This window comes from Citrobacter sp. JGM124 (assembly GCF_018257795.1).
Lineage (GTDB): Bacteria > Pseudomonadota > Gammaproteobacteria > Enterobacterales > Enterobacteriaceae > JGM124.
On the sequence record NZ_JAERJD010000008.1, the window covers coordinates 257810 to 284155 of the forward strand.

Annotated in this window: 24 protein-coding genes and 1 other RNA gene; 15 read left to right on the top strand and 10 right to left on the bottom strand. The window is 48.6% G+C overall.

Going from position 1 to position 26346, the window contains the following annotated elements:
* Positions 1-55 precede the first annotated feature (55 nt).
* Positions 56-2032, top strand: a complete 1977-nt coding sequence (gene speA / locus JK154_RS13210; RefSeq protein WP_211993008.1) for a biosynthetic arginine decarboxylase — start codon at positions 56-58, stop codon at positions 2030-2032.
* A 296-nt stretch (positions 2033-2328) separates the two neighbouring features.
* Positions 2329-3249 (top strand): agmatinase, encoded by a 921-nt coding sequence (gene speB, locus JK154_RS13215; protein ID WP_211993009.1) that lies wholly within the window; start codon positions 2329-2331, stop codon positions 3247-3249.
* A gap of 93 nt (positions 3250-3342) precedes the next feature.
* On the opposite strand, the gene JK154_RS13220 is transcribed toward speB, so the two are convergent.
* The 5 genes from JK154_RS13220 to JK154_RS13240 all read right to left on the bottom strand — a co-directional run bounded on the left by JK154_RS13220 (position 3343) and on the right by JK154_RS13240 (position 7199).
* A complete protein-coding gene (locus tag JK154_RS13220) occupies positions 3343-3948 on the bottom strand; it encodes a dienelactone hydrolase family protein (protein WP_211993010.1) in 606 nt (201 codons plus the stop codon).
* Positions 3945-4916, bottom strand: a complete 972-nt coding sequence (locus JK154_RS13225) for a glutathione S-transferase C-terminal domain-containing protein (protein ID WP_211993011.1) — start codon at positions 4914-4916, stop codon at positions 3945-3947. The genes JK154_RS13220 and JK154_RS13225 overlap by 4 nt, the downstream gene beginning before the upstream one ends.
* 10 nt (positions 4917-4926) lie before the next feature.
* Positions 4927-5334: a DoxX family protein gene (locus JK154_RS13230; protein WP_211993012.1), complete on the bottom strand. Its 408-nt coding sequence runs from the start codon at positions 5332-5334 to the stop codon at positions 4927-4929.
* 152 nt (positions 5335-5486) lie between these two features.
* Positions 5487-6347: a LysR family transcriptional regulator gene (locus JK154_RS13235; RefSeq protein ID WP_349291109.1), complete on the bottom strand. Its 861-nt coding sequence runs from the start codon at positions 6345-6347 to the stop codon at positions 5487-5489.
* Positions 6348-6440: 93 nt separating this feature from the next.
* Positions 6441-7199, bottom strand: coding sequence for a M48 family metallopeptidase (locus JK154_RS13240; protein ID WP_211993013.1), 759 nt, complete (start codon positions 7197-7199; stop codon positions 6441-6443).
* A 257-nt stretch (positions 7200-7456) separates the two neighbouring features.
* Here JK154_RS13240 and tkt point away from each other — a divergent pair, with 257 nt between their 5' ends.
* The 7 genes from tkt to JK154_RS13275 all read left to right on the top strand — a co-directional run bounded on the left by tkt (position 7457) and on the right by JK154_RS13275 (position 16015).
* Positions 7457-9448, top strand: a complete 1992-nt coding sequence (gene tkt, locus JK154_RS13245; protein ID WP_211993014.1) for a transketolase — start codon at positions 7457-7459, stop codon at positions 9446-9448.
* 338 nt (positions 9449-9786) lie between these two features.
* Positions 9787-10833 carry an erythrose-4-phosphate dehydrogenase gene (gene epd / locus JK154_RS13250; RefSeq protein ID WP_211993015.1) on the top strand — a complete coding sequence of 349 codons (1047 nt, stop codon included), beginning with the start codon at positions 9787-9789 and terminating at the stop codon, positions 10831-10833.
* 21 nt (positions 10834-10854) lie between these two features.
* On the top strand, positions 10855-12018 hold the full coding sequence (gene pgk / locus JK154_RS13255) for a phosphoglycerate kinase (protein WP_211993016.1): 1164 nt from the start codon (positions 10855-10857) through the stop codon (positions 12016-12018).
* 96 nt (positions 12019-12114) lie between these two features.
* Positions 12115-13194 carry a class II fructose-bisphosphate aldolase gene (gene fbaA, locus JK154_RS13260; RefSeq protein ID WP_211993017.1) on the top strand — a complete coding sequence of 360 codons (1080 nt, stop codon included), beginning with the start codon at positions 12115-12117 and terminating at the stop codon, positions 13192-13194.
* Between the two features lie 293 nt (positions 13195-13487).
* Positions 13488-14348 (top strand): small-conductance mechanosensitive channel MscS, encoded by an 861-nt coding sequence (gene mscS, locus JK154_RS13265; protein ID WP_211993018.1) that lies wholly within the window; start codon positions 13488-13490, stop codon positions 14346-14348.
* A 205-nt stretch (positions 14349-14553) separates the two neighbouring features.
* Positions 14554-15189 (top strand): arginine exporter ArgO, encoded by a 636-nt coding sequence (gene argO / locus JK154_RS13270; protein ID WP_211993019.1) that lies wholly within the window; start codon positions 14554-14556, stop codon positions 15187-15189.
* Positions 15190-15283: 94 nt separating this feature from the next.
* The gene (locus JK154_RS13275) at positions 15284-16015 is read left to right on the top strand and encodes an oxidative stress defense protein (RefSeq protein WP_211993020.1); all 732 of its coding nucleotides are present in this window, start codon (positions 15284-15286) and stop codon (positions 16013-16015) included.
* 40 nt (positions 16016-16055) lie between these two features.
* Here the strand turns inward: JK154_RS13275 and argP are convergent, their stop codons facing one another.
* Entirely contained in the window at positions 16056-16955 is a 900-nt protein-coding gene (argP, locus tag JK154_RS13280) for a DNA-binding transcriptional regulator ArgP (protein ID WP_211993021.1), read from the bottom strand.
* Positions 16956-17266: 311 nt separating this feature from the next.
* Here argP and rpiA point away from each other — a divergent pair, with 311 nt between their 5' ends.
* Entirely contained in the window at positions 17267-17926 is a 660-nt protein-coding gene (gene rpiA / locus JK154_RS13285; protein WP_211993022.1) for a ribose-5-phosphate isomerase RpiA, read from the top strand.
* A 69-nt stretch (positions 17927-17995) separates the two neighbouring features.
* Here rpiA and JK154_RS13290 read toward each other — a convergent pair whose 3' ends face one another.
* Positions 17996-18415, bottom strand: coding sequence for an ASCH domain-containing protein (locus JK154_RS13290; protein WP_211993051.1), 420 nt, complete (start codon positions 18413-18415; stop codon positions 17996-17998).
* A 566-nt stretch (positions 18416-18981) separates the two neighbouring features.
* Between JK154_RS13290 and serA the strand changes: the two genes are divergently transcribed.
* The gene (gene serA, locus JK154_RS13295) at positions 18982-20220 is read left to right on the top strand and encodes a phosphoglycerate dehydrogenase (protein ID WP_211993023.1); all 1239 of its coding nucleotides are present in this window, start codon (positions 18982-18984) and stop codon (positions 20218-20220) included.
* Positions 20221-20254: 34 nt separating this feature from the next.
* Here the strand turns inward: serA and JK154_RS13300 are convergent, their stop codons facing one another.
* The 3 genes from JK154_RS13300 to zapA form a co-directional block, all read right to left on the bottom strand.
* On the bottom strand, positions 20255-20842 hold the full coding sequence (locus JK154_RS13300; protein ID WP_211993024.1) for a 5-formyltetrahydrofolate cyclo-ligase: 588 nt from the start codon (positions 20840-20842) through the stop codon (positions 20255-20257).
* A gap of 25 nt (positions 20843-20867) precedes the next feature.
* Positions 20868-21051, bottom strand: a non-coding RNA gene (gene ssrS / locus JK154_RS13305) — 6S RNA.
* A gap of 38 nt (positions 21052-21089) precedes the next feature.
* Positions 21090-21419, bottom strand: coding sequence for a cell division protein ZapA (gene zapA / locus JK154_RS13310; RefSeq protein ID WP_211993025.1), 330 nt, complete (start codon positions 21417-21419; stop codon positions 21090-21092).
* A gap of 167 nt (positions 21420-21586) precedes the next feature.
* Between zapA and JK154_RS13315 the strand changes: the two genes are divergently transcribed.
* The 4 genes from JK154_RS13315 to ubiI are packed head-to-tail and all read left to right on the top strand — an operon-like array spanning position 21587 to position 25912.
* On the top strand, positions 21587-22168 hold the full coding sequence (locus JK154_RS13315; RefSeq protein WP_211993026.1) for a YecA family protein: 582 nt from the start codon (positions 21587-21589) through the stop codon (positions 22166-22168).
* A 23-nt stretch (positions 22169-22191) separates the two neighbouring features.
* The gene (pepP, locus tag JK154_RS13320; protein ID WP_211993027.1) at positions 22192-23508 is read left to right on the top strand and encodes a Xaa-Pro aminopeptidase; all 1317 of its coding nucleotides are present in this window, start codon (positions 22192-22194) and stop codon (positions 23506-23508) included.
* Positions 23509-23518: 10 nt separating this feature from the next.
* Positions 23519-24700: a 2-octaprenyl-6-methoxyphenyl hydroxylase gene (ubiH, locus tag JK154_RS13325; protein ID WP_211993028.1), complete on the top strand. Its 1182-nt coding sequence runs from the start codon at positions 23519-23521 to the stop codon at positions 24698-24700.
* Positions 24701-24712: 12 nt separating this feature from the next.
* Entirely contained in the window at positions 24713-25912 is a 1200-nt protein-coding gene (gene ubiI, locus JK154_RS13330) for an FAD-dependent 2-octaprenylphenol hydroxylase (protein WP_211993029.1), read from the top strand.
* Positions 25913-26346: the final 434 nt, after the last annotated feature.

Consider the following 26346-nt stretch of genomic DNA (forward strand, 5'->3'; position numbering starts at 1 on the left):
CACTCTGCGACAGTAGTCAATGATGTCGTAAATTTGAAACAACTTGAGGTTCGCCATGACTGACAAAATCACTTCTGTTTCGGGTTCGTCAGTAGGCGAGCAAGATCAACACCGCTCCATGCAGGAGGTTGCTATGAGTTCTGAGGATGCCAGCAGAATGCTGCGTACATACAATATTGCCTGGTGGGGTAATAATTACTATGACGTCAACGAGCTGGGTCATATCACCGTATGCCCGGATCCCGATGTTCCGCAAGCGCGTGTTGATCTGGCCGAGCTGGTAAAAGCACGTGAAGCTCAAGGGCAGCGCTTGCCAGCATTATTCTGTTTTCCACAGATCTTACAGCACCGTTTACGCTCAATTAATGCGGCCTTTAAGCGCGCCCGTGAGTCTTATGGTTATAACGGCGACTATTTTCTGGTGTACCCCATTAAGGTTAACCAGCATAAACGTGTTATTGAATCGCTGATTAACTCAGGTGAACCTTTAGGCCTGGAAGCAGGATCAAAGGCTGAACTGATGGCGGTACTGGCCCATGCGGGGATGACGCGTTCGGTCATTGTCTGTAATGGGTATAAAGATCGCGAATACATTCGTCTGGCACTGATTGGCGAGAAGATGGGCCATAAAGTCTATCTTGTCATCGAGAAAATGTCGGAAATTAGCATTGTTCTGGAAGAGGCTGAACGCTTGAATGTGATCCCACGTCTTGGGGTTCGTGCGCGTCTGGCTTCCCAGGGGTCTGGCAAATGGCAGGCATCTGGTGGTGAAAAGTCCAAATTTGGTCTGGCGGCAGTGCAGGTTTTGCAGCTCGTTGAGATGTTACGGGAAGCGGGACATATTGACAGTTTGCAGTTGCTGCATTTTCACCTTGGTTCACAGATGGCGAATATTCGTGATATCGCGACTGGGGTGCGTGAATCCGCTCGCTTCTATGTAGAACTGCATAAACTGGGCGTCAATATTCAGTGCTTTGATGTGGGCGGAGGCTTAGGGGTTGATTATGAAGGAACGCGCTCCCAGTCTGATTGCTCAGTAAATTATGGTCTGAATGAGTACGCCAATAACATTATTTGGGCGATTGGTGATGCCTGTGAAGAGTTCAATCTCCCACACCCAACAGTCATCACTGAATCCGGGCGTGCTGTTACTGCGCATCATACAGTACTGGTCTCTAATATTATTGGTGTTGAGCGCAATGAGTACACCATGCCGACGGCGCCAGCGGAGGATGCCCCGCGAGCTTTACAAAGCATGTGGGAAACTTGGGGGGAGATGCACGAGCCAAACAACCGTCGCTCACTCCGGGAATGGCTGCATGACAGTCAGATGGATTTACATGATATCCACACGGGCTACGCTTCAGGAAGCTATTCGCTACAAGAGCGAGCCTGGGCAGAACAGCTCTATCTGGGGATGTGCCATGAAATTCAGCGTCTGTTAGATCCCAGTAATCGCGCACACCGCCCGATTATTGACGAGCTACAAGAACGAATGGCGGATAAAATTTACGTCAACTTTTCTTTGTTCCAGTCAATGCCAGACGCATGGGGCATTGATCAACTGTTCCCGGTAATGCCACTGGAAGGATTGAACCTGACGCCTAAACGTCGTGCAGTACTGCTGGATATCACGTGTGACTCAGACGGGGCTATTGATCACTATATTGATGGGGATGGTATTGCGACCACGATGCCAATGCCTGAGTACGACCCGGAGAATCCGCCCTTATTAGGTTTCTTTATGGTGGGCGCATACCAGGAAATTCTTGGCAATATGCATAACCTGTTTGGTGATACCGAAGCCGTTGATGTCTTTGTGACAGCTGATGGTGCTGTGAATGTGGAACTGTCTGATGAGGGGGATACTGTTGCTGATATGCTGCAGTATGTCCAGCTGGATGCGAACACGTTGCTGAAGCATTTCCGTGACCAGGTGAAACAGACGGATCTGGATAGTGAATTGCAACAGCAGTTCCTGGAAGAGTTTGAAGCTGGCTTGTACGGATATACCTATTTGGAAGATGAGTAAGTTATTCACGCGATGAAAGATTCAACACAGGGGCTTGATGCTGGCTTGAATCTGACACCGGTAGCGACGATAATTTACTCAAACAGTTACTGCAGTCCCTGAGTTGTTCACGTTGCAGGAAGAGGGTAAGTGGATGCACCCCGGGTGGCTTACTCAGGTAAGTGATACGGGTTAGCTAACACCGCCAGCACACATGTGACTTGGATAATGACGGGCATAAATCCCTTTCTCGTCGGGTTTAACGACGCGGAAGGGTTTTTTTTTATTATCCTGGCAATCAAACGAGAGGTCAGACAATGAGCACCTTAGGCCATCAATACGATAATTCTCTGGTATCCAATGCCTTTGGTTTTTTACGCTTTCCGCTAAATTTCCAACCCTATGACAGTGATGCGGACTGGGTTATTACGGGGGTGCCATTTGATATGGCGACCTCCGGCCGTGCGGGCGGGCGTCATGGGCCAGCGGCAATTCGTCAGGTTTCCACCAATCTGGCCTGGGAAGGTAATCGCTTTCCCTGGAACTTTGACATGCGCGATCGCCTGAAGGTGGTTGACTGTGGCGATTTGGTCTACGCATTTGGTGATGCGCGGGAAATGAGTGAGAACTTGCAGGCCCATGCGGAACGTGTCCTGGCCAGCGGTAAACGCATGCTTTCTTTTGGTGGTGACCACTTTGTGACTCTGCCACTATTGCGTGCTCATGCGAAGCATTTTGGCAAACTGGCGCTGGTGCATTTCGATGCCCATACTGACACTTATGCTAATGGATGCGAATTTGATCACGGTACGATGTTCTACACTGCACCGAAAGAGGGATTGATCGATCCTAACCATTCAGTGCAGATCGGTATTCGTACTGAATTTGACAAGGACAATGGTTTTACCGTACTGGATGCCCCACAGGTCAATGATCGTACTGTTGACGACCTGTTGGCACAAATCAAGCAGGTTGTCGGTGATATGCCGGTTTATCTGACCTTCGATATCGACTGTCTTGATCCTGCCTTTGCACCGGGTACAGGAACGCCAGTGATCGGTGGGTTGACCTCTGATCGGGCACTGAAACTGGTACGCGGCCTGAAAGATCTTAATATTGTGGGCATGGACGTTGTAGAAGTTGCCCCAGCATACGATCAGTCAGAAATCACTGCACTGGCTGCAGCGACTCTGGCACTGGAATTGCTGTATATTCAGGCGGCCAGGAAAGGCGAATAAGCTTAAGAGCTTACCCTTTCAGGGTAAGCTCTTAAATTGAGTGTGTTGATGTTCTGGGAAGGGAAACGCGTATGCTCCTTCTGCTTCCTTAGCTCAACGGGCAAATCGTTGTGTAATAAAAGCACTGGCTGTTTTGATCCCCGCCAGAGTTATCGTGTGTTGCACGTTATCTTCCACGCTGAGTTCCGCCTGAACGCCAGCAGCGCTTAATGCTTCCGCCGCTTTTTGACTCTCTTGCCAGGGGATCACTGGATCCGCTTTACCATGAATCAGTAATGCAGCGGATTGAGCAGCTGGTCTCAGTGGCAGGGGGGATGCGAGTCGCCCGGAGAAGGCAACCACACCCGCCAGGGGATAGTTTCCCCGTACTAATGCGTCCAAAGCCATTATTGCCCCCTGGGAAAAACCAGCCAGAACTACGCGATCCTGTCCCGGGTTAATTTCTTGCTCCCTGAATACCTCTGCTAATTTGGCATCAAAGGTATCCCGTGCGGCGGCAATACGTGCGGGGCGGCTCGCTTCAGTAATACCATTAATGCTAAACCACTGAAAACCAGACCCCATATCGAAAACTAGCGGGCCATCTGGTGAGGCGACCTGTGTCTGGGGTATGGCTTGTTGCCAGTATTCTACGACGGGCAGTAGATCGCTGCCTCGACTGCCCACACCATGTAACATGACGATCAAATTTTTGCTCATGATTTTCCCTCCAGTGCGTAGGCACGCATATCTGGCCCTTCAGGTACGATCCCGGTCGGGTTCAAAGCCCGGATTGAATAGTATCCCTGTTTGATGTGGTCAATATTGACGGTATCCCTGATGCCCGGTATAGCCAAAATACGGCGCGTATAGCTGTCAAGACAGGCATATTCTCTCAGCTGGCGCAGATTACATTTGAACAGGCCATAATAAGCCGCATCAAAGCGGATTAGTGTCACGAACAGCCGAATATCTGCCTCGGTAAAGACATCACCCAGTAAGAAATCGCGCCCGTCAGCAAGGCGAGACTCTAGCTTATCCAGCATGCCGAAGACTTCTCTTACGGCTTCAGCGTAACTGATTTGCGTGGTCGCAAAACCCGCCCGGTACACACCATTATTCAGTGAGGGATATATTTCAGCGTTTAAGCGCTCAATCTCTTGCAGGAGGTCGGGTGGGCAGAGGTCAATATCCGACTGGGCGAGATGACCAAAGCCACTGTTAAACATGCGTACAATATCCGCAGACTCATTGTTAACGATGGTATGCGTTTTTTTGTCCCATAATACGGGGACGGTTGCCCGCCCGGTAAAAGTGCCGTCGGCCTGGGTATAGAGCTGATGTACCCATTCGGCATGGTTCAGCGTATCCCGGTTAGCACCGGGATAATCACCAAAATGCCAGCCTTCATCCAGCAGCCAAGGTTCCACCACGGACACACTGACCACCTCTTCCAGTCCCTTCAGCTTGCGGGCAATCAGTGTTCGGGAGGCCCATGGGCAGATCAGTGCCACATAGAGATGGTATCTGTCGGGTTCGGCGATAAAGCCCGCATCTCCCGTCAGGCCAGCACGGCCATCAGGTGTCACCCAGTGACGAAAACTTGATGTTTGACGAACAAAACCACCTTTTTCGTCGGTAGACTGTACCGGATGCCATTCAGCCGTCCATTTCCCGTTAACCAGCATGTTGCTCTCCTTAACGTTTGAATGACGTAGGTTTTAATGCATATTTACCATCACCGATGAGGGCAAACACAATCAGACCCACAATCCAGAATGCCGGGAACTCCCATCCACCGTTGGTATTGGTAAAGAAGAATCCAGCAGGGCCATGTACTGTGGCAATGGCACCTAACAGTACTGGGATCAGTATGATGGCGACCACACGGGCATAGATCCCGAGGATTAAGGCAATACCACCAACAAACTCAATCGCCATGGTCAGGTAGGCAAGACCGCCGGGCAGCCCCAGAGAAGCAAAAAACTGTGCGGTGCCCGCAGGGGTGAAGACAAAAAACTTCAGGCCGAAATGTGCCAGAAACAAAATGCCTAAAGCCAGGCGCATGATGAAGGCGGCATAAGGTGCTGTGCGTTGATCTAACATAATATTTTCCTCTCATAGGTTGATAAGAGGAAGATACGCTCTTTCTGCTTAAGTTATTATCCCATCAGAAAGAGCATGTTTATTTCCAAAATGGAAATTATTGCCAATTATCTTCCCATCCGGGGCGACCGGAAAAGGATTCTGCCAGGAAGTCAATAAATGCCCTGGAGCGTTTTTGCCAGGTATTTCGCCGGCGGATAGATGGCATACAGGCCCAAGGGGGGGGCCTCATACTGGGAAAGTACCGGAATTACTGCGCCATTCTGCAGGGCTTCCCCTGCAACAAACGTTGGCACCCGTGCAATACCTAACCCTTCTGCCGCTGCACGCAGGCAAACCTCTGCATTGGAAAACTTCATTCGTCCCTGAATAGGATGCAGATACTGCCGTCGATCCTTGTCGATAAATGGCCAGGCGAGTGGATCGCGAAAGTTTGTGTCAACAATACAGTGATGTTCTGAAAGCTGGTTCCAGTGGGATGGGGTCCCGTGTTGCTGTAAATAGGTTTTTGACGCAACCAGGACGATACGAATATCACAAAGCTTACGGGCTATCAGGTTGCTATCCGTAAGGTGACCAATACGCAGTGTCAGGTCGAAACCTTCATTGACCACATTAACTAAACGGTCAGCAAAACTTACGTCCAGTTCAATATCAGGATAGCGACGGGCAAAAGTAATCAAATGTCTGGTCAGTTGGGTCGTTCCAAAAGTGACTGGGGCTGAGACCTTTAATAAACCTGCGGGGGTCTTAGAAGCATTGAGTACGTCATCATTCAGTGCGTCATATTCTGCCAGTAGTGGGCGAATTCGTTCATAGTAAGCCAGCCCTACCTCGGTCGCTTTTAACGAGCGGGTACTGCGGCTGAAAAGGCTGACTGACAGCTCGTGCTCCAGTCTGGTAATCAATTTAGATGCTTGTCCATGGCTGGTGGACAACCGCTGTGCGGCGGCAGTAAAACTGCCAGTTTCCATTACGGCAATGAACATCCGATCACAGTCGAGCCTCTCCATCTTCTTTTCCTGCCTTCTTTAATCAGCGAGGTATCAAGGGGTATTCAGATAACCTGAAACGCCCCTTGATATGCTTCACTCTGTCAATGGGATTTATTTCAGGCCGTCCGCCGCCATGCGTTCACGAATATGTTCAGCACGTCCGCTGGATGCTGGATGATCATCCAGCATAGAGCTGGAATGCCCCCCATCCAGCTTGGCCAGCTTTTCAAAGCTGGTTGCCAGCCCATTCGGACTGATATTACGTTTACGTAACAGATCATAAGAGTAATCATCGGCTTCGGATTCCTGGCGCTGGGAGAACTGGGCATTGACCAGTTTTTCACCTAAATCCCCGACTTGAGACTGGGATAAATCACCAATAACGCCGCCAACAGAGGCCGCAGCGACACGTACTGCATTCGTTCCCATCGCAACCTGCATTCCTTTTTTTACATGCCCCAGTGCGACGTGTCCCATTTCATGGCCGAGTACGCCTTCCACTTCATTATCATTCATGATCTCCATCAGACCGCTATAGACACGAATGCAGCCATTAGCCATGGCAAACGCGTTGACATCCTTAGTGATATAGACCTTATAGTTGACTGGCATCCCGTTAATATTATCCCCTAACGCTTTGGATATTTTATTTAAGCGCTGGGTATAGACACTGTTTGCCGGAGCCAGCGTTGCTTTACTGTCTTGTTGCTTACAGGCTTCGTCACTGAGTTGTTTTACCTGAGCATCGCTGAGTGTATAGGCTTGCAGTGCACCAACACTGGAAGTTAACAGGCCATCAGAGTTCATGTTTTGACAGCCGCTCAAAAAGAGGGTTACGCCCAGAGTGATGATAATGGGGTGTAACTTCATGTTCATATCCTTTTGACCGTGGTAATCGTGGAATAATATTGAGCTTAATCGCCCGTGACCAGGTTGTTTATTCTTAAATAAGCAAGACGGTATACGCAGTAGACTGCATAAGATGCAAGCGTTTTCGTCAGATTTATCAGGCGTTACGCTGACACTACATGTACATGTAACTCCCCCTGGTGTACATTGTCGGGAGGTTATTTAGCTAATCTATATTAGCCATGGCGTCAACTTCCACTATCCGATCTGGAGTTAAAATGTCCTCTCGTAAAGAGCTTGCAAATGCAATTCGTGCGCTCAGCATGGACGCAGTACAAAAGGCGAAATCCGGGCACCCTGGTGCACCAATGGGGATGGCCGATATTGCTGAAGTCCTGTGGCGTGATTTTTTAAACCATAACCCTCAGAATCCATCATGGGCTGATCGGGACCGTTTTGTGCTTTCTAACGGCCATGGATCAATGCTGATTTATAGCCTGCTGCACCTCACCGGCTATGATCTGCCAATCAAAGAGCTGGAAAACTTCCGTCAGCTGCATTCTAAAACTCCAGGCCACCCGGAAGTAGGTTACACCGCCGGTGTTGAAACGACGACTGGGCCACTGGGTCAGGGGATTGCCAATGCGGTAGGCATGGCGATTGCAGAACGCACCCTCGCAGCCCAGTTTAACCGTCCGGGCCATGATATTGTTGATCACTTCACCTACGCTTTTCTTGGTGATGGTTGCATGATGGAAGGCATCTCCCATGAAGTGTGCTCCCTGGCGGGTACCCTGAAACTGGGCAAACTGGTCGCATTCTATGATGACAACGGCATCTCTATTGATGGGCATGTTGAAGGCTGGTTTACTGACGATACCGCGAAGCGTTTTGAAGCGTATGGCTGGCATGTGGTTCGCGGCATTGACGGTCATGATGCTGACGCCATTAAACGTGCAGTGGAAGAAGCGCGTGCGGTTACTGACAAACCGTCACTGTTGATGTGCAAAACCATCATTGGTTTTGGTTCCCCGAACAAGCAAGGGACTCACGACTCTCACGGCGCTCCGCTGGGGGATGCTGAGATTGCATTAACACGCGAAGCTCTGGGCTGGAAATATGCACCGTTTGTTATTCCTCAGGACATTTATGCCCAGTGGGATGCCAAAGCTGCGGGCGCACAGAAAGAAGCCGCCTGGAATGAGAAATTTGCCGCCTATGCAAAAGCATTCCCTCAGGAAGCTGCAGAGTTCTCTCGCCGTGTGAAAGGTGACTTACCGGCAGATTTCGATGCGAAAGCCAGTGAACTGATTGCCAAACTGCAAGCCAATCCGGCGAAAATTGCTAGCCGCAAAGCTTCCCAGAATTCAATTGAAGCCTTTGGTCCATGGTTGCCAGAATTCCTTGGTGGATCTGCTGACCTGGCACCTTCTAACCTGACCCTGTGGTCTGGTTCTAAACCGATTAATGAAGACGAAGCGGGTAACTATATCCATTACGGTGTTCGTGAGTTCGGTATGACTGCTATAGCGAACGGTATTGGCTTGCACGGTGGTTTCCTGCCTTATACCTCAACCTTCCTGATGTTTGTTGAATATGCGCGTAACGCCGTGCGTATGGCTGCACTGATGAAGCAGCGTCAGGTTCTGGTGTATACCCATGATTCTATCGGCCTGGGGGAAGATGGCCCGACTCACCAGCCAGTAGAGCAGCTTGCTGCCCTGCGTGTGACACCGAACGTGAGCACATGGCGTCCCTGTGACCAGGTGGAATCAGCAGTAGCATGGAAATACGCTGTTGAGCGTAATGATGGTCCAACCGCGTTAATTCTTTCGCGTCAAAATCTGGCACAACAAGAGCGCAGCCCACAGCAATTGGCTGACATCGCGCGCGGTGCCTACATTCTGAAAGACAGTGACGGTCAGCCAGACCTGATTTTGATCGCGACCGGTTCTGAAGTTGAACTGGCTGTGGCAGCGTGGGAAAAACTGACTGCTGAGGGGGTTAAGGCTCGTGTTGTCTCTATGCCGTCAACGGATGCGTTTGATAAACAAGACGCCGCTTACCGTGAGACTGTACTGCCTAAAGCGGTTTCTGCCCGTGTAGCAATTGAAGCGAGCATTGCTGACTACTGGTTTAAGTATGTAGGCCTGAATGGCGCCATTGTCGGTATGACCACATTCGGTGAGTCAGCACCTGCCGAGCAATTGTTTGAAGAGTTTGGCTTCACAGTAGAAAACGTGGTAGCCAAGGCGAAAGCCATTCTGTAAGCACAATAAGTGATATTATTGTGATTAAGGGTCGCCAGGGCGACCCTTTTTGCTTTGCCCGGTTTTGCTAATGCTTTGGTTTTTATTCCATCGGAATCATTTTTTGTTGCATTTATTCCCATCAAAAATGTGATGTTCGTCAGAACTTGGTGTGCTAATGGGGGAAGTAACGTTCCATTTATTCATCGGATCACTTAATATAGCTGAACCGTTTCAGTTCTGGTTTCATCAGACGATAAAGCGAATAATTGCTGTTTCATGGGAGAGAGGATTCCCCTCAGGTGGTGGCTGGATTACTCTGTCAACCACGTAATTCCCAGGATACTGGCAGGAGAGATATGACTGTACGCATCGCTATTAATGGATTTGGCCGTATCGGGCGCAACATTGTTCGGGCGCTGTATGAGTCTGGTCGCCGGGCGGAAATCAGCGTTGTTGCCATTAATGAGTTAGCCGATTCTGCAGGTATGGCTCATTTACTCAAGTATGATACCAGCCATGGTCGTTTTGCCCTGGATGTACGCCAGGAACGCGAACTTCTTTTTATCGGCAATGATACGATCCGCTTGCTGCATGAACCTACCCTTGAAGCACTTCCCTGGCGCGAGCTTGATATCGATATAGTCCTCGACTGTACTGGTGTTTACGGCTCACGTGCTGATGGTGATGCACACTTGGCGGCAGGGGCTAAAAAAGTGCTCTTTTCACACCCAGGTGGAGCGGATATTGATGCGACAGTGGTATTTGGTGTTAACCACCAGTTGCTAGAAGCGCATCATAATATTGTTTCTAATGCATCCTGTACGACTAACTGTATTATTCCCATAATAAAATTACTGGATGATGCTTATGGCATTGAGTCAGGAACAGTAACCACTATTCATTCGGCTATGCACGATCAGCAGGTTATTGATGCCTATCATCCGGATCTGCGTCGTACACGTGCTGCCAGTCAGTCCATTATCCCGGTTGATACGCGTCTTGCATCCGGCATTGCACGTATTTTGCCAAAGTTTGCTGATTGTTTTGAGGCGATAGCAGTACGAGTACCGACCATTAATGTGACGGCGATTGACTTGAGCGTAACAGTAAAAAATGCAGTAAAAGCTAATGAAGTCAATGCATTGCTTCAAAAGGCAGCAAGAGAATCATTTCGTGGTATAGTTGATTATACGGAATTACCACTGGTCTCAATTGATTTTAATCACGATCCGCATAGCGCAATCGTTGATGGTACTCAAACTCGGGTCAGTGGCCAGCATCTGATCAAAACGCTTGTCTGGTGTGATAATGAATGGGGCTTTGCTAATCGAATGCTTGATACGACGTTAGCAATGGCTCAATGTATTTCAGGTGAGACGCAAATAGCGTCTATAAAATTTTAAGAATCAATGAGAGGTTTCACCATGTCTGTAATTAAGATGTCCGATCTGGATCTTGCGGGAAAACGTGTCTTTATTCGTGCTGATCTGAACGTGCCTGTTAAAGACGGCAAAGTCACCAGTGATGCACGTATCCGTGCCTCTCTTCCGACGATTGAACAAGCTCTGAAACAAGGAGCAAAAGTCATGGTCACCTCTCATTTGGGCCGCCCAACTGAAGGTGAGTACAACGAAGAATTCTCTCTGCTGCCGGTTGTTAATTACCTGAAAGAAAAACTTTCGTCCCCTGTACGACTGGTTAAAGATTACCTCGATGGGGTTGAGGTTGCAGAAGGTGAATTGGTGGTTCTTGAGAACGTTCGCTTCAATAAAGGCGAAAAGAAAGACGACGAAACCCTTTCCAAGAAATATGCGGCGCTTTGCGATGTATTTGTGATGGATGCTTTTGGTACCGCTCACCGTGCTCAGGCTTCTACTCATGGTGTTGGTAAATTCGCGCCAGTGGCCTGTGCAGGCCCACTGCTGGCAGGTGAACTGGAAGCGCTGGGTAAAGCACTGAAAGATCCTGCTCGTCCGATGGTGGCTATCGTTGGTGGTTCCAAAGTTTCTACTAAACTGACCGTACTGGACTCGCTCTCTCATATTGCTGACCAGTTGATCGTCGGTGGTGGTATCGCGAATACCTTTATTGCAGCTCAGGGGCATAATGTTGGTAAGTCCCTGTACGAAGCTGATTTGGTGGATGAAGCCAAACGTCTGCTGACGGTTTGTGATATTCCAGTACCGACTGATGTTCGTGTTGCTACTGAGTTTTCTGAGACAGCAACAGCAACAATGAAATCAGCCAGCGATATCAAAGATGACGAACAGATCCTGGATATGGGCGATGTTTCTGCGAATAAATTGGCTGAGATCCTGAAAAATGCCAAAACTATTCTGTGGAATGGCCCAGTGGGTGTATTTGAATTCCCTAACTTCCGTAAAGGAACAGAGATCGTGGCGAATGCTATCGCGGAGAGTGACGCATTCTCTATCGCGGGTGGTGGTGATACTTTGGCGGCAATCGATCTATTTGGTATTACTGATAAAATTTCCTATATCTCTACCGGTGGTGGTGCATTCCTCGAGTTCGTCGAAGGCAAAGTGTTGCCAGCCGTTGCGATGCTTGAAGAACGCGCGAAGCAGTAATGGTAGCGGGCAGAGATATCTGCCCGTTGGTTTTATTTCCCCGGAATAATACGTGGGATAAGCTCAATTTTTCACAGACTTACAGGACGCATCCATATGTCTAAAATTTTTGATTTCGTAAAACCAGGTGTACTGACTGGTGATGACGTACAGAAAGTTTTCCAGATTGCAAAAGAAAACAACTTTGCACTGCCTGCGGTAAACTGCGTCGGTACTGACTCCATCAATGCTGTGTTAGAAACGGCTGCAAAAGTTAAAGCTCCAGTTATTATTCAGTTCTCTAATGGTGGTGCAGCATTTATCGCCGGTAAAGGCGTAAAAACTGACGTTCCTCAGGGCGCTGCTATCCTGGGTGCAATTTCTGGCGCACATCATGTTCATCAGATGGCTGAGCATTACGGTGTACCTGTAATTCTGCATACTGACCACTGTGCGAAGAAACTGCTGCCGTGGATCGATGGCCTGCTGGATGCGGGTGAAAAACACTTTGCTGCTACCGGTAAACCTTTGTTTTCTTCCCATATGATTGACCTGTCTGAAGAGTCACTGGAAGAGAACATTGCAATCAGCTCTAAATATTTGGCTCGTATGGCAAAAATGGGTATGACCCTGGAAATCGAGCTGGGCTGTACTGGTGGTGAAGAAGACGGTGTGGATAACAGCCATATGGATGCTTCTGCTCTGTACACCCAACCGGAAGATGTTGATTATGCATACTCTAAACTGATTGAAATCAGCCCGCGTTTTACCATTGCGGCTTCCTTCGGTAACGTACACGGCGTCTACAAACCTGGTAACGTGGTATTGACTCCAACTATCCTGCGTGATTCTCAGGACTATGTTTCTAAGAAACATAACCTGCCACACAACAGCCTGAACTTCGTATTCCACGGTGGCTCAGGTTCCTCTGCCCAGGAAATCAAAGACTCCGTAAGCTACGGTGTTATCAAAATGAACATTGATACCGATACCCAGTGGGCAACATGGGACGGTATCCTGCAGTATTACAAAACTAACGAAGATTACCTCCAGGCTCAGTTGGGTAACCCGAAAGGCGCCGATCAGCCGAACAAAAAGTACTACGATCCACGTGTATGGCTGCGTGCAGCCCAGACATCTATGATCGTACGTCTTGAGCAAGCGTTTAAAGAACTGAATGCGGTAGACGTTCTGTAATTTACGTTTGTTATCCACATCAAGCCCGCGAATGCGGGCTTGATGCTATTGAGGTATAGCGTGGCATATCTGCCCGTTATTCATCCCCTTCCTTATTCCAGTCTGTTTGCTTATTGCAAGCCAGAATATTTTGTCCGGGACAATCGTCCGTTATCTCCCTATTCAGACTCTTTTCGTACCTGACAGCAAACCTCTTTGGCATATTGGTTTATTCTTGTTTACCCTGTACGGATGACGCGTGGTCGCTTTTGGGCGTAACCGTTATGTATAACCTATCAGACAAGGAATTTTTAATGGAACAACTTCATGTAGTAGATAAGATTGGTAGCGCGGGTGGCTGGTTGGTTGACAACCAGGAGCTACTGTTAAGTTATGTGGTCAATATTGTGGCTGCCCTTGTTATTCTGATAGTTGGTATCGTGGTGTCGCGTATTGTATCTGGAACGATTAATCGTTTGATGAAAGCCAGACATATTGATGCCACCGTGGCTGACTTCCTTTCGGCTTTGGTTCGTTATGGCATTATCGCTTTTACCCTGATAGCAGCCCTGGGGCGTGTTGGGGTACAGACCGCTTCAGTTATTGCGGTATTAGGCGCCGCAGGCTTGGCTGTGGGACTGGCATTACAAGGCTCACTCTCAAACCTGGCCGCAGGTGTCCTTTTGGTGACCTTCCGCCCGCTACGTTCTGCAGAATATGTTGACTTAGGTGGTGTTGCGGGAACTGTGCTGAGTGTACAAATTTTTTCCACTACGTTGCGTACATCGGATGGCAAAATTGTTGTGGTGCCAAACGGTAAGATTATTAGTGGCAATATTATCAACTACTCTCGTGAGCCGGCGCGACGTAATGAATTTATTATTGGTGTTTCTTACGATGCCGATATCGATCAGGTAAAACAGATTCTTACTAATATTTTGAAGTCGGAAGAGCGCATTCTTCAGGATCGTGACATCATTGTTCGTGTACATGAGCTGGGGGCGTCTTCGGTGAATTACATTATGCGGGCATGGAGTAACAGTGGCGACTTACAGGCCGTCTACTGGGACGTGCTGGAGCGTGTTAAAAAAGAACTGGATGCTAATGGTATCAGCCTGCCATATCCACAAATGGATGTGCATGTAAACCAGATCAAAAGCACAGACCAGGCATAGTATTTAAGAAACAGGGGAGGGGACGTGCTCCTCCCCTGTAGCGGTTGTCAGCTGGGTATCATTAATACGCCGCTGCTAAATATTCATTTCTCTTCCCTGCGCTTTAAATTAATTTTATTAATGTTTCATTAAAATTATCCATTTAATCTAATAATAAAAAGTCATTACACTCCGTTTCAGTGAGGTGAAACCGAAGAGGTGTGTTGTGCTATTTTATTATTTTCAAGGTATTGCATTAGGCGCAGCCTTAATACTGCCACTGGGACCACAAAATGCCCTGGTGTTGAATCAGGGGATCCGTCGCCAGTATCACATCATGATTGCGACGCTATGTGCTATCAGTGATTTGGTTCTGATTTGGGGGGGGATATTCGGTGGTAGTGCATTGCTGATGCAGTCTCCATGGCTCTTAATGCTGGTGACCTGGGGTGGGGTTCTGTTTCTGCTTTGGTATGGCTTTGGAGCATGGCGTACTGCATTGAGTCGCAATATTGAATTGACCACTGTCGAGACAATGAAACAAGGGCGCTGGAAGGTGCTGGCACTGGTTCTGGCCGTTACCTGGCTTAACCCCCATGTCTATATTGATACCTTGGTGGTCTTGGGTAGCCTGGGAGGGCAGTTGGACGATGGTCCAAAACGTTGGTTCGCTCTCGGAACTGCCAGTGCTTCGATTATTTGGTTCTATGGCCTGGCGCTGATGGCGGCCTGGTTAGCTCCTCTTCTGCAGACTGAAAAAGCGCAGCGTGCAATTAACCTGATCGTCGGGGCCGTAATGTGGTTTATTGCCCTACAATTGGCTCTGGATGGAATGACACTTTTCAGGCAGTTAATCACATAACTCGCTTTTGTCTGATAGACAAATACCGGCAAGATCTTATGCTGATGAGGATAACAAGAGTAACACTTCTGACACCGACTGCGGAGGAAATACAGTGACGTTTAAAATGTTAGCATTATCTGCATTGATTGGGCTGGGGGCTGTTTCAGCTCAGGCGAATGAATTACCCAATGGCCCGCATGTGGTGACTTCCGGGGCTGCCAGTGTCAGTGCAGTGCCTGATATGGCGACACTGGCTATTGAAGTGAGTGTCTCAGCGAAAAATGCGGCTGACGCTAAAAAACAGGTTGATGAACGTGTAGCCCAGTATATGACGTTCTTACAGCAGAATGGGGTAGAAAAGAAAGATATTAACGCTGCCAATCTGAGCACTCAGCCTGAGTATGAGTACCTCAAAGAGGGGAAAACCCAGCTGAAAGGCTATCGTGCAGTGCGTCAGGTGGAAGTCACCTTACGCCAGCTTGATAAAATGAGCCCGTTGCTTGATGGTGCACTGAAAGCGGGGTTGAACGAAATTCGTTCCGTCTCGTTAGGCGTTGCCCAACCAGACGCGTTTAAGAACAAAGCTCGCCAGGCCGCGATTAATGATGCTATTAATCAGGCTCAACAGTTAGCCGAAGGTTTTCACCGTAAGCTAGGCCCGGTGTATAGCATACGCTACCATGTTGCTAACTATCAGCCAGCCCCTATGGTTCGTATGATGAAAGCTGACTCCGCCGCACCGGTTTCTGCCGAAGATACCTACGACAGGCAGTCTATTCAATTTGATGACCAAGTGGATGTGGTATTTGAACTTGAACCACCACAAGCCTCTGTCGCCCAGTAAGTGATAATCAACAATCTCCCGCTTTATACAGGGGAGATTGTTATTCTGTATCTTGTCTTAACACCTTATGGGCATATTCCAGTAATGCATCAGTAACATTGCGCATCATTCGGCTTTCTGGGGCAAAGCGGTGCCAGTAGAGCATCCGTCTTTGTAACAAACCGGGTGTTAAATCAATTAACTCCCCGCTATTTAATTCACGCTCAATTTGCAAGTGTGGGATCATACAACAGGTCGTCCCTTGACGGGCCAGCTGCACGAAGGCTTCTGATGAATTCACAATATGGCATGGCACACTACCGGGGGATAAATCGAAGTTTTGTTGTAAAAATGCCTGGTGCATATCATCAAGATGGTCAAACGCGACGGCAGGAGCTTTCAGTAATGCCTGGCGGGTTACCCCATTGGGGAAGTAGCGTTCGGCAAAGGCTTTGGAGCCGACGAACAAATAGTCCAGGGCTCCTAGCCTGTCTACCAGACAGCTGGGTAGCGGCTGAGGCTGAATGGAGACTGCACCCACCACTTCACCACGACGTAAACGTTCCTGGGTCCGTGTCTCATCCTCTACCTGAAGATTCAGGCGGACAGGGGAATCAACCAGTACTGGTGCCAGGGCGGGCAACAACCAGGTCGCCAGACTGTCGGCGTTAACGGCAAGAGAAAGCAGCAGGGGAGTTGAGCCCGTCTGCTCGTCACCTAACCACTCTTCTTCCAGTAGTTCAACTTGACGCAGCAGTGCCAGTAATTTTTGCCCTTGTTCAGTGGGGCGAGGCGGAACGGTACGAACCAAGAGTGGTTGGCCGAACATATTTTCCAGTTGTTTAATACGTTGTGATACCGCTGATTGTGTAATACACAGCTTTTGGGCCGCGCGTTCAAATCCACGTTCACGAATGACGGCATCCAGTGCCTGTAATGTTCTATAGTCCGGGCGTTTCATTATTATTTATTCACTCTTATCTGCGCTATGGTAGCACTATGACATATATTTATTACCGATCCAGATTAAATCCTCTGGTAACTATCATACTCCAGGTTGCTTAGAGCTGGTGTTCGTTTATTTCGTGCTGCTTGCACAACAGTTCTCTACTGATCGGCTCTCTTTTGATGACCCCTACTATGAATTGTATTATTCAGGCGATCTTTTGACTATGTTCGGGGATTAACACGCAATATTGCGACCTGGTTGAGCACATTTTTGCCAACATGATTTATAATATGCGCCAGTCTTCATAGCACAGGCAGAACATTATGACGCAGGATGAACTGAAAAAAGCAGTGGGGTGGGCAGCATTGCAATATGTACAACCAGGTACCATTGTTGGTGTGGGTACCGGGAGTACCGCAGCACATTTTATTGATGCCCTGGGGACAATTAAAGGCAAAATTGAAGGTGCCGTCTCCAGTTCTGAGGCCTCTACCGCCAAACTGATCAGTTTGGGGATACCTGTTTTTGACCTTAATCAGATTGATTCCCTGGGTGTGTATGTGGATGGGGCTGACGAGATTAATGATCAACTACAGATGATTAAAGGCGGCGGTGCGGCATTAACACGTGAAAAAATCATCGCTTCAGTGGCTGATACGTTTGTTTGCATCGCGGATGCATCTAAGCAAGTTGGTATTCTTGGAACATTTCCACTGCCCGTAGAAGTGATCCCCATGGCTCGTAGCGCTGTTGCCCGTAAACTGGTCAAACTGGGTGGGCGCCCTGAGTACCGGCAGGGGGTAGTGACTGATAACGGTAACCTGATTCTGGATGTATACGGTTTGAGCATTATGGAACCGATTAAACTTGAAGATGAAATAAATGGCATTCCTGGTATCGTCACTGTGGGGCTTTTTGCGCGTCGTGGTGCTGATATTGCGCTGATCGGTAGTGAAAATGGTGTGATTACATTAAAGAAATAGCATACTCTTCAGGGGACGCTTTGCGTTCCCTGTACTCAGTAATATTGCTACAGGGAGCGGGCCGCATATTCAATCGAATGGTACTGCTTCAACGACCTCAAACTCTTCGGCTACCAGTTCCATATCCTCAGAGTAAAAACCAGCCCGGGTGAAAAAGGCTTTATGTTCTTGCCGCCAGTACTCAAGGCTCAGATCTCCTTCCCCTTCTTTTCTGGCAAATTCTTCAGTGACCTCGTAGAAACGCAACAGACGCATTGAAACCATTCTGATGACACACACAGGGTTCCCCTGTCCATCAAGAATAATATTATGGCTTCCTACTTTGGGGGAGGATGCTTCAGCAAGGAAGGCTGCAAGAGAGCCACAGGATGCAGTTTTAATCCCTTTTACCACTAAATCTGCAAGTTGATTGGCCATTTCAGGGCTGTCACCCATTGCCCATGCCTGGGCGTCCGGATACTTTGTTGTTAAATGGTCAAGTAGTGACATCATTAAATAACTCATTCCAATAGACGAGTGCATAAATCTAACACTGTTTTGAGGCGTGCGTCATCTGACGCCCGTCAGCCATAAGCGAAGGGTATATTTCATGCCAGTATAATGTGAATTTATAGCTGAGTGGGTTGTGTGAGACCATCATGTGCAACGAAAATGCATAAGAGTACGGATTGTACTATCAGGTGCACTCCATATCATTACTGGGTTTTAATATTAAAAATAACCAGAATTCGTTGTTTTTAATCTGCTTTGTGGCTATTTAATTTGTTTTAACAGGATTATTGCGTACCAAACCTGTCTTCAATACCGGACAATAAATAAAGGAAATTATTTTTAGGGGTATTTTGGTGACATATATCACATTCATATTGCAGTTCTGTTATTCATCTCTGGTAATCACTGTTACTCAGTAGATTATTCTGATACGTCATTTTTCTGCGCTTTTTCCTGAGGGAAAGCGCAATCGTTTATATTGCCCCGAGCGTAGATTTTGATATTTTGACAGGAGGGACACATCTGGTTGTACACAACAAATCTGAGAATCATAGGGTCGGGAAATGGCAAAAGTATCACTGGAAAAAGACAAGATTAAATTCCTGCTGGTTGAAGGCGTGCATCAGAAAGCCGTCGATAATCTCCGTGCAGCGGGCTATACCAACATTGAATATCATAAAGGCGCCCTGGACAGTGAGGCATTAAAAGAGGCGATTCGTGATGCACATTTCATTGGTTTACGTTCCCGCACTCATTTGACCGCAGATATTCTTGCTGCTGCAGAACGTTTGGTGGCTGTCGGTTGCTTCTGTATTGGTACTAACCAGGTCGATCTGGATGCAGCGGCTAAACGTGGTGTACCTGTGTTTAATGCGCCTTTCTCGAATACCCGCTCCGTTGCGGAACTGGTTATTGGTGAGCTGTTGTTGTTACTGCGCGGTATTCCTGAAGCCAATGCTAAAGCCCACCGAGGTATCTGGAATAAACTGGCAGTGGGTTCTTATGAAGCTCGTGGTAAAAAGCTCGGTATCATTGGCTATGGTCATATTGGTACTCAGCTTGGTATCCTGGCTGAATCTTTGGGGATGCATGTTTTCTTCTATGATATCGAGAGCAAATTGCCGTTGGGGAACGCTATCCAGGTACAGCATCTCTCTGATTTGCTGAATATGAGTGATGTCGTCAGTCTCCATGTGCCTGAAAATGCTTCCACTAAAAATATGATGGGGGCATCTCAGATCGAGATGATGAAACCAGGGGCTTTGTTGATTAATGCCTCACGCGGTACTGTGGTTGATATTCCTGCTTTGTGCGATGCATTATCCCGTAAGCATCTTGCCGGTGCCGCAATTGATGTGTTCCCAACGGAGCCCGCAACCAACAGTGAACCTTTCAGTTCACCGTTGTGTGAGTTTGATAATGTGCTTCTGACGCCGCACATCGGTGGTTCCACTCAGGAAGCACAGGAAAATATTGGCCTGGAAGTTGCCGGGAAACTGGCTAAATATTCCGATAATGGTTCAACTCTGTCTGCGGTAAACTTCCCGGAAGTTTCTTTGCCATTGCATGGGGGAACCTCCAGTCGTTTGCTGCATATTCATGAAAATCGTCCGGGTGTGATGACGGCACTGAACCAGATTTTTGCCGAACAGGGCATCAACATAGCCGCTCAGTATCTACAGACAACGCCGCACATGGGGTATGTGGTTATTGATGTGGACGCGTCTGAAGAAGTCGCGGAAGGCGCACTGAAACAGATGAAAGCTATTCCGGGCACTATCCGCGCACGTTTGCTTTACTAAAAGACAGCCACGCCTCGGTGCATTAGTCGAGGCGTTATTGCCATTGCCAGAGGCGTGATGGTGTGACGACGGCAGGTAGCGGTATATCCCATGCTTCAACGGGAAGTTCCGGGACCCACTGGCAGTCATGTGCCAGGCCAACAGGATAAAAATGGTGTTGCTGCCGGTTCTGCATAGTGCGATCGTAAAATCCCCCGCCCATCCCCAGTCGCTGTCCTTCACTGTCAAAAGCAACCAACGGTGTGACCAGAACATCCAGCTGACTGACGGGCAGTACCTGCCTGACATCCAGCCTGGGTTCCATAATATTTAGTCTGTTTTTGATTAATGGTGTGTTTTCGTTATAGCGCAGAAATAGGAGGTTTCCCCTGCTAAAGGGGTGTAAAACCGGTAAATAGACAGCTTTATGGGCTTGCCACAGGGCATGAATCAGAGGGGCTGTATTCAGTTCGCCGTCAAAAGAGAGAAATAATGCCAGATTTTTTGCCTGAATAACTTGCGGCAAGGCCATCATGCGTTGAGCGGCAAGTCGGGCGGAACATGCTTGTTCATCCGCTGACAGCGCGCGGCGTGACTGTCGCACAATTTGGCGAAGTTCAGTACGAGATTTACAGTGAGTCATAGGCAGAATGCCTGTTCAAAGAGGGGGGTTCTCCAAGATGCCGCTGCAGGCTGTAACCCTTGAACCCTTGGTTCAAGGTGAACATGTCGTCACAGTCTTCAGGCTTCTCGGACGAACCGAGCATGCACACCGACCATGGAGCGCCACATTCTGTTGGTATGAAATATCGGCTCAGGGGACTGGCCCGCTTGCAAACATCTCAGAGAAATTCTATCTGTTACTGAGCAGTATAATCGACTTTTACGCGTTATTCAAACGCTGGAGTCTGACGATCTGCCGGACGGCCTTGTTCCAGTAAGGCCCGTTCAATTGTTTGTTGCAGCATGCGGATACGTTCTTCCATATTCGCGGCATAGTCACGAGTTTTGGCTTTTTCCTGCGCCAGTTCATAACAAATATTAAGTGCTGCAATAAACACTAACTGCTCTGTGTTCGTCACTCTGGTACGAACTTTTAAATCTTGTAAACGCTGACTCAGTTCTTCCGCAGCCTGATTCAGCGCATCCTGCTGTTCCGGTGGGCAATTAACGCGTAATGAACGACCGAAAATTTGAATATCGACTGGTTGTGCAGACATGCTACCTTCCTGCTGTTGACTCGCCCGCCTTAACGTTATGGGTCTCCAATAACGTAAGGGGCGTCACTATAGCCACCCTAATATTAAGATACAAGCCCTTTTCTGGTATCTGGAGGGGTCCAAGTGGTAGCATAACACACTCCTCCTGCTAACGACGATGAATGCGCATGTCTATACAAAATGCAATGCCTGCCTATGATGCGGTTGGCCAGTTACTCAATGAACAAGGTGTCGGGCTAACCCCGGCAGAAATGCACGGTTTAATCACTGGAATGTTGTGCGGTGGTAACAATAGTGAAAGCAACTGGCAAACCCTGCTTCATGATTTAACCAACGAAGGCCTGGCGTTTAGCAAAAACCTGGCTGATGCCTTACGAGAAATGCAGGGTGCAATTGCTGATGCACTGGAAGACGATGGTTTCCTGTTTCAGCTCTACCTCCCTGATGATGAAACCGCTACCGTGTTTGACCGGGCAGATGCACTTTCTGGCTGGGTTAACCATTTTTTACTCGGGTTGGGCGTGACACAGCCTAAACTGGATAAAGTGACGGGTGAAACTGGCGAAGCGATTGACGATTTACGTAATATCGCCCAACTGGGTTATGACGAAGATGACGACCAGGAAGAGCTGGAAATGTCTCTGGAAGAAATTATTGAGTACGTTCGTGTTGCAGCTTTACTGTGCCATGATAGTTTTACCCGTACCCAGCCTGTTGCACCAGAAACCAACAAACCCACACTTCATTAATCAAAAAAATTTCAGGGGGAGTGATGAAACAGCAGCTTGAATTTCACCGTCGTCGTCAGGCTTTATTGGCCAAAATGGCCCCGGCAAGTGCCGCTATTGTTTTTTCGGCACCTGAAGCAACGCGTAATGCTGATAGTGAATATCCCTATCGTCAGAGCAGTGATTTTTGGTATTTAACCGGTTTCAATGAACCAGAAGCGGTACTGGTGCTGATTAAGAGCGATGTGACGCACAGTCATACCGTACTTTTTAATCGCGTACGGGATAAAAACGCAGAGATCTGGTTTGGTCGTCGCCTTGGGCAGGATGCCGCCCCTAAAAAACTGGGGGTGGACAGAGCACTGGCATTTAATGAGATCGACGAACAGCTCTACCAATTGCTGAATGGACTGAATGTGGTGTACCACGCTCAGGGTGAGTACGATTATGCGGATAGCATTGTGTTTGCTGCCCTGGATAAGCTGCGCCGTGGCAGCCGCAAAAATCTTAAGGCTCCAGATACCTTGATTGACTGGCGCCCCGTCTTGCATGAAATGCGCCTGTTCAAATCGGAAGAGGAGTGCGCAATACTCCGTCGTGCGGGCGAAATCACCTCTCTGGCCCATACCCGCGCAATGGAAGTTTGTCGCCCGGGCATGTTTGAGTACCAGCTGGAAGGGGAAATTCACCACGAATTTAACCGCCATGGTGCCCGTTATCCATCCTACAATACCATTGTCGGTAGTGGGGAAAATGGCTGTATTCTGCATTACACTGAAAATGAAAGTAAAATGCAGAGCGGAGATTTAGTCCTTATTGATGCGGGGTGTGAATACCAAGGATATGCCGGGGATATCACCCGTACTTTTCCCGTCAATGGCAAATTTAGTGCTCCCCAGCGTGCCATTTATGACATTGTGCTGGAGTCTCTTGATACAGCACATGCGCTATATCGCCCAGGCACGACGATTCAGGATGTCACCGCACAGGTTGTGCACATTATGGTCACGGGGTTGGTTAAACTGGGTTTGCTGCAAGGGGATGTGGATACTCTGATTGCCGAAAAAGCATATCAGCCATTTTTTATGCACAGCCTGAGTCACTGGCTGGGACTGGATGTGCATGATGTGGGTTTTTATGGCCCTGAACGGTCACGTGTCCTGGAGCCGGGTATGGTTCTGACGATTGAACCTGGACTCTATATTGCCCCCGATGCTGATGTCCCAGCGGAATACCGTGGGATTGGGATCCGCATTGAAGACGATATCCTGATAACTGAAAACGGTAGTGAGAATTTAACCGCCGGTGTTGTGAAGTCCGCTGATGATATTGAAGCATTGATGGCCGCGGCACGGCAGTGAAGAGCATCCTATGAGCAGCATCATTATTGTAGGGGGAGGGATGACAGGCGCCACACTGGCACTGGCTATCTCCCGGCTAACACAGGGGAAACTCACGGTTCATTTAATTGAAGCCGTGAGCCCTGACAACACGTCTCATCCAGGCTTTGATGCCCGGGCTATCGCTCTGGCTCAGGGTACCTGTCAGCAGCTCACGCGTATTGGTATTTGGCCTGCTATTGCTGATTGTGCGACCGCTATTCGCACGGTGCATGTGAGCGAGCGTGGCCATGCCAGCTTCGTCACGCTGGAGGCCGAGGACTATCATATCCCGGCGCTTGGGCAGGTAGTCGAGCTGCATGATGTTGGCCAGCGCTTGTTTGCCTTGTTGCAAAAAGCACCTGGGGTCATCTTGCACTGCCCGCAACGTGTCACCGCTTTTCAGCGTGAGCAGGACAGCGTGAATGTCACTCTGAGTGATGGAACCCGGCTTGAAGGCAGTTTACTGGTTGCAGCGGATGGTTCCCGTTCCTCTTTGGCGGCACAATGCGGCATCGTCTGGCAATCTCATAATTACCAGCAAGTGGCTGTCATTGCCAATGTTACCACCTCGAGCCCGCATCATGGACGCGCTTTTGAACGTTTTACGCCACATGGCCCATTGGCGATGCTGCCCATGTCCGACAGGCGCTGTTCACTGGTCTGGAGCCATGCTCAGGATGCCAGTGAACAGGTTGCAAGCTGGAGCGATAGCGAGTTCTGTCAACACTTGCAGCAAGAGTTTGGCTGGCGTTTAGGGCGAATTACTCATGTTGGGAAGCGTCATCACTACCCACTGGCGTTGACCACGGCCGAGCAAACTATTTCCCATCGCCTGGTATTAGCAGGAAATGCGGCACAAACGTTACACCCTATTGCCGGGCAGGGGTTTAATCTTGCCTTGCGGGATGTGATGTCACTGGCAGAGAATCTTTCTCAGGCCTGGCATCAACAACAGGATCCGGGCAGTTATCCGGTACTGGCTGCCTATCAGCAACAACGGTCGGCAGACAGAGGAATGACCATCGGTATGACAGACAGTCTGGTTCATTTGTTTGCCAATGACTGGTCTCCTTTAGTGGTGGGGCGAAATCTGGGCCTGTTGGCGATGGAATATTTTACTCCAGCACGTGATGTGCTGGCTCAGCGCACGCTAGGTTGGGTTGCGCGTTAAAGGAGAGTCAATTTGCAAAGCGTTGATGTGGCGATTGTCGGTGGTGGCATGGTCGGGCTCGCGGTGGCCTGTGGCCTTCAGGGTAGCGGGTTGCGAGTTGCGGTACTGGAAAACCGTATTCCTGAACCTCTGCCTATGGATGCTGCCCCAGGATTACGTGTATCCGCTATCAATGCGGCCAGTGAAAAACTCCTTACCCATTTGGGAGCCTGGCAAAACATCGCCATGCGAGCCAGTTGCTACCATGGTATGGAAGTTTGGGATCAGGACAGCTTCGGGCGAATTGATTTTCATGATAGAAGCCTCGGTTTCAGCCACTTGGGGCATATCGTTGAAAATGCCGTTATTCATTCAGCATTATGGCAGCGTGCCGAGCAATGTTCTGATGTGACACTACTTGCCCCGGCTGAAATTCAGCAAGTTGCCTGGGGTGAGAACGAGGCTTTTCTGACCCTGAAAGAGGGTGATATGTTAACCGCACGGTTGGTCGTTGGCGCGGATGGAGCCCACTCATGGCTGCGGAACAAGGCTGATATTCCACTCACCTTCTGGGATTATAATCACCATGCCATAGTGGCGACCATTCGTACCGCCGAACCGCATCAGGCTGTTGCCCGCCAGGTGTTTCATGGTAACGGCATTCTGGCTTTTCTTCCCCTGAGTGATCCGCATCTTTGTTCCATTGTTTGGTCATTGTCCCCTTTTGATGCACAGGACATGCATACCGCAAGCGATGAGGTATTTAACCGGGCTCTTTCTGCTGCGTTTGATTTCCAGCTGGGGCTATGTCAGGTGGAAAGTGAGCGTCAGGTCTTTCCATTAACGGGACGCTATGCACGCAGTTTTGCAGCACATCGTCTGGCATTGGTTGGCGATGCTGCACATACCATTCATCCTTTAGCCGGGCAGGGGGTGAATCTGGGCTTTATGGATGCCGCTGAACTGGTGTCCGAACTGCGTCGCCTGCACAGAGAAGGTAAAGACATTGGGCAGCATCTCTATTTACGGCGCTATGAACGGAGCCGTAAGCATAGTGCCGCAGTAATGCTTGCCAGCATGCAGGGTTTCCGTGAACTGTTTGCCGGTAACCATCCCGCGAAAAAGTTAGTGCGGGATATTGGGCTTAAGCTGGCGGATACTTTACCGGGTATGAAGCCTAAACTGATCCGACAAGCAATGGGATTGGACGACCTGCCAGCCTGGTTACGCTGATTCCTGATTACAGATATCCGTAAATCATTTCATCACACCCTTTCAGATTTCCTGAAAGGGTGTTTTTTCTTCGTTTGAAATATTCTAATCCTTGGTAAAGTTTCGCATTATATTTTCTAATCTGATGGTTTTGGGATGAGAGTTTTTTCATTTATGAAAAAGTAATAAATGTAAAGTTCATCACGTTATTCAATCTCAATAATCATTTTTATGTGACGAATATCTCAATTTACCCCATGAGAACACCAGACATTGTTTTTTCTGATTTGACAATAAGCTAATGCAAAAGCCATTTTAGCTTATAGTTTCGCTGGTTATTCGGTGATAACTTCAACAAAGAATGGTGTTTGCAGCGCTGCCTTAACAGTGGCTGGTGCGGGTTTTATCTGGCGGTTGCAGGCGCTTATATTGCTTTCCGACCGATGGGTTAAAAG

Excerpts from the sequence above, each read along its gene's own strand:
- rpiA (WP_211993022.1), top strand. The coding sequence starts at position 17,267 with ATGACGCAGGATGAACTGAAAAAAGCAGTGGGGTGGGCAGCATTGCAA.
- zapA (WP_211993025.1), bottom strand. The coding sequence starts at position 21,419 with ATGTCTGCACAACCAGTCGATATTCAAATTTTCGGTCGTTCATTACGC.
- argP (WP_211993021.1), bottom strand. The coding sequence starts at position 16,955 with ATGAAACGCCCGGACTATAGAACATTACAGGCACTGGATGCCGTCATT.
- speB (WP_211993009.1), top strand. The coding sequence starts at position 2,329 with ATGAGCACCTTAGGCCATCAATACGATAATTCTCTGGTATCCAATGCC.
- JK154_RS13315 (WP_211993026.1), top strand. The coding sequence starts at position 21,587 with ATGTCTATACAAAATGCAATGCCTGCCTATGATGCGGTTGGCCAGTTA.
- JK154_RS13300 (WP_211993024.1), bottom strand. The coding sequence starts at position 20,842 with ATGACTCACTGTAAATCTCGTACTGAACTTCGCCAAATTGTGCGACAG.
- pepP (WP_211993027.1), top strand. The coding sequence starts at position 22,192 with ATGAAACAGCAGCTTGAATTTCACCGTCGTCGTCAGGCTTTATTGGCC.
- JK154_RS13290 (WP_211993051.1), bottom strand. The coding sequence starts at position 18,415 with ATGTCACTACTTGACCATTTAACAACAAAGTATCCGGACGCCCAGGCA.
- serA (WP_211993023.1), top strand. The coding sequence starts at position 18,982 with ATGGCAAAAGTATCACTGGAAAAAGACAAGATTAAATTCCTGCTGGTT.
- fbaA (WP_211993017.1), top strand. The coding sequence starts at position 12,115 with ATGTCTAAAATTTTTGATTTCGTAAAACCAGGTGTACTGACTGGTGAT.
- speA (WP_211993008.1), top strand. The coding sequence starts at position 56 with ATGACTGACAAAATCACTTCTGTTTCGGGTTCGTCAGTAGGCGAGCAA.
- JK154_RS13220 (WP_211993010.1), bottom strand. The coding sequence starts at position 3,948 with ATGAGCAAAAATTTGATCGTCATGTTACATGGTGTGGGCAGTCGAGGC.
- JK154_RS13230 (WP_211993012.1), bottom strand. The coding sequence starts at position 5,334 with ATGTTAGATCAACGCACAGCACCTTATGCCGCCTTCATCATGCGCCTG.
- JK154_RS13225 (WP_211993011.1), bottom strand. The coding sequence starts at position 4,916 with ATGCTGGTTAACGGGAAATGGACGGCTGAATGGCATCCGGTACAGTCT.
- JK154_RS13235 (WP_349291109.1), bottom strand. The coding sequence starts at position 6,347 with ATGGAGAGGCTCGACTGTGATCGGATGTTCATTGCCGTAATGGAAACT.
- pgk (WP_211993016.1), top strand. The coding sequence starts at position 10,855 with ATGTCTGTAATTAAGATGTCCGATCTGGATCTTGCGGGAAAACGTGTC.
- mscS (WP_211993018.1), top strand. The coding sequence starts at position 13,488 with ATGGAACAACTTCATGTAGTAGATAAGATTGGTAGCGCGGGTGGCTGG.
- epd (WP_211993015.1), top strand. The coding sequence starts at position 9,787 with ATGACTGTACGCATCGCTATTAATGGATTTGGCCGTATCGGGCGCAAC.
- JK154_RS13240 (WP_211993013.1), bottom strand. The coding sequence starts at position 7,199 with ATGAAGTTACACCCCATTATCATCACTCTGGGCGTAACCCTCTTTTTG.
- ubiH (WP_211993028.1), top strand. The coding sequence starts at position 23,519 with ATGAGCAGCATCATTATTGTAGGGGGAGGGATGACAGGCGCCACACTG.
- tkt (WP_211993014.1), top strand. The coding sequence starts at position 7,457 with ATGTCCTCTCGTAAAGAGCTTGCAAATGCAATTCGTGCGCTCAGCATG.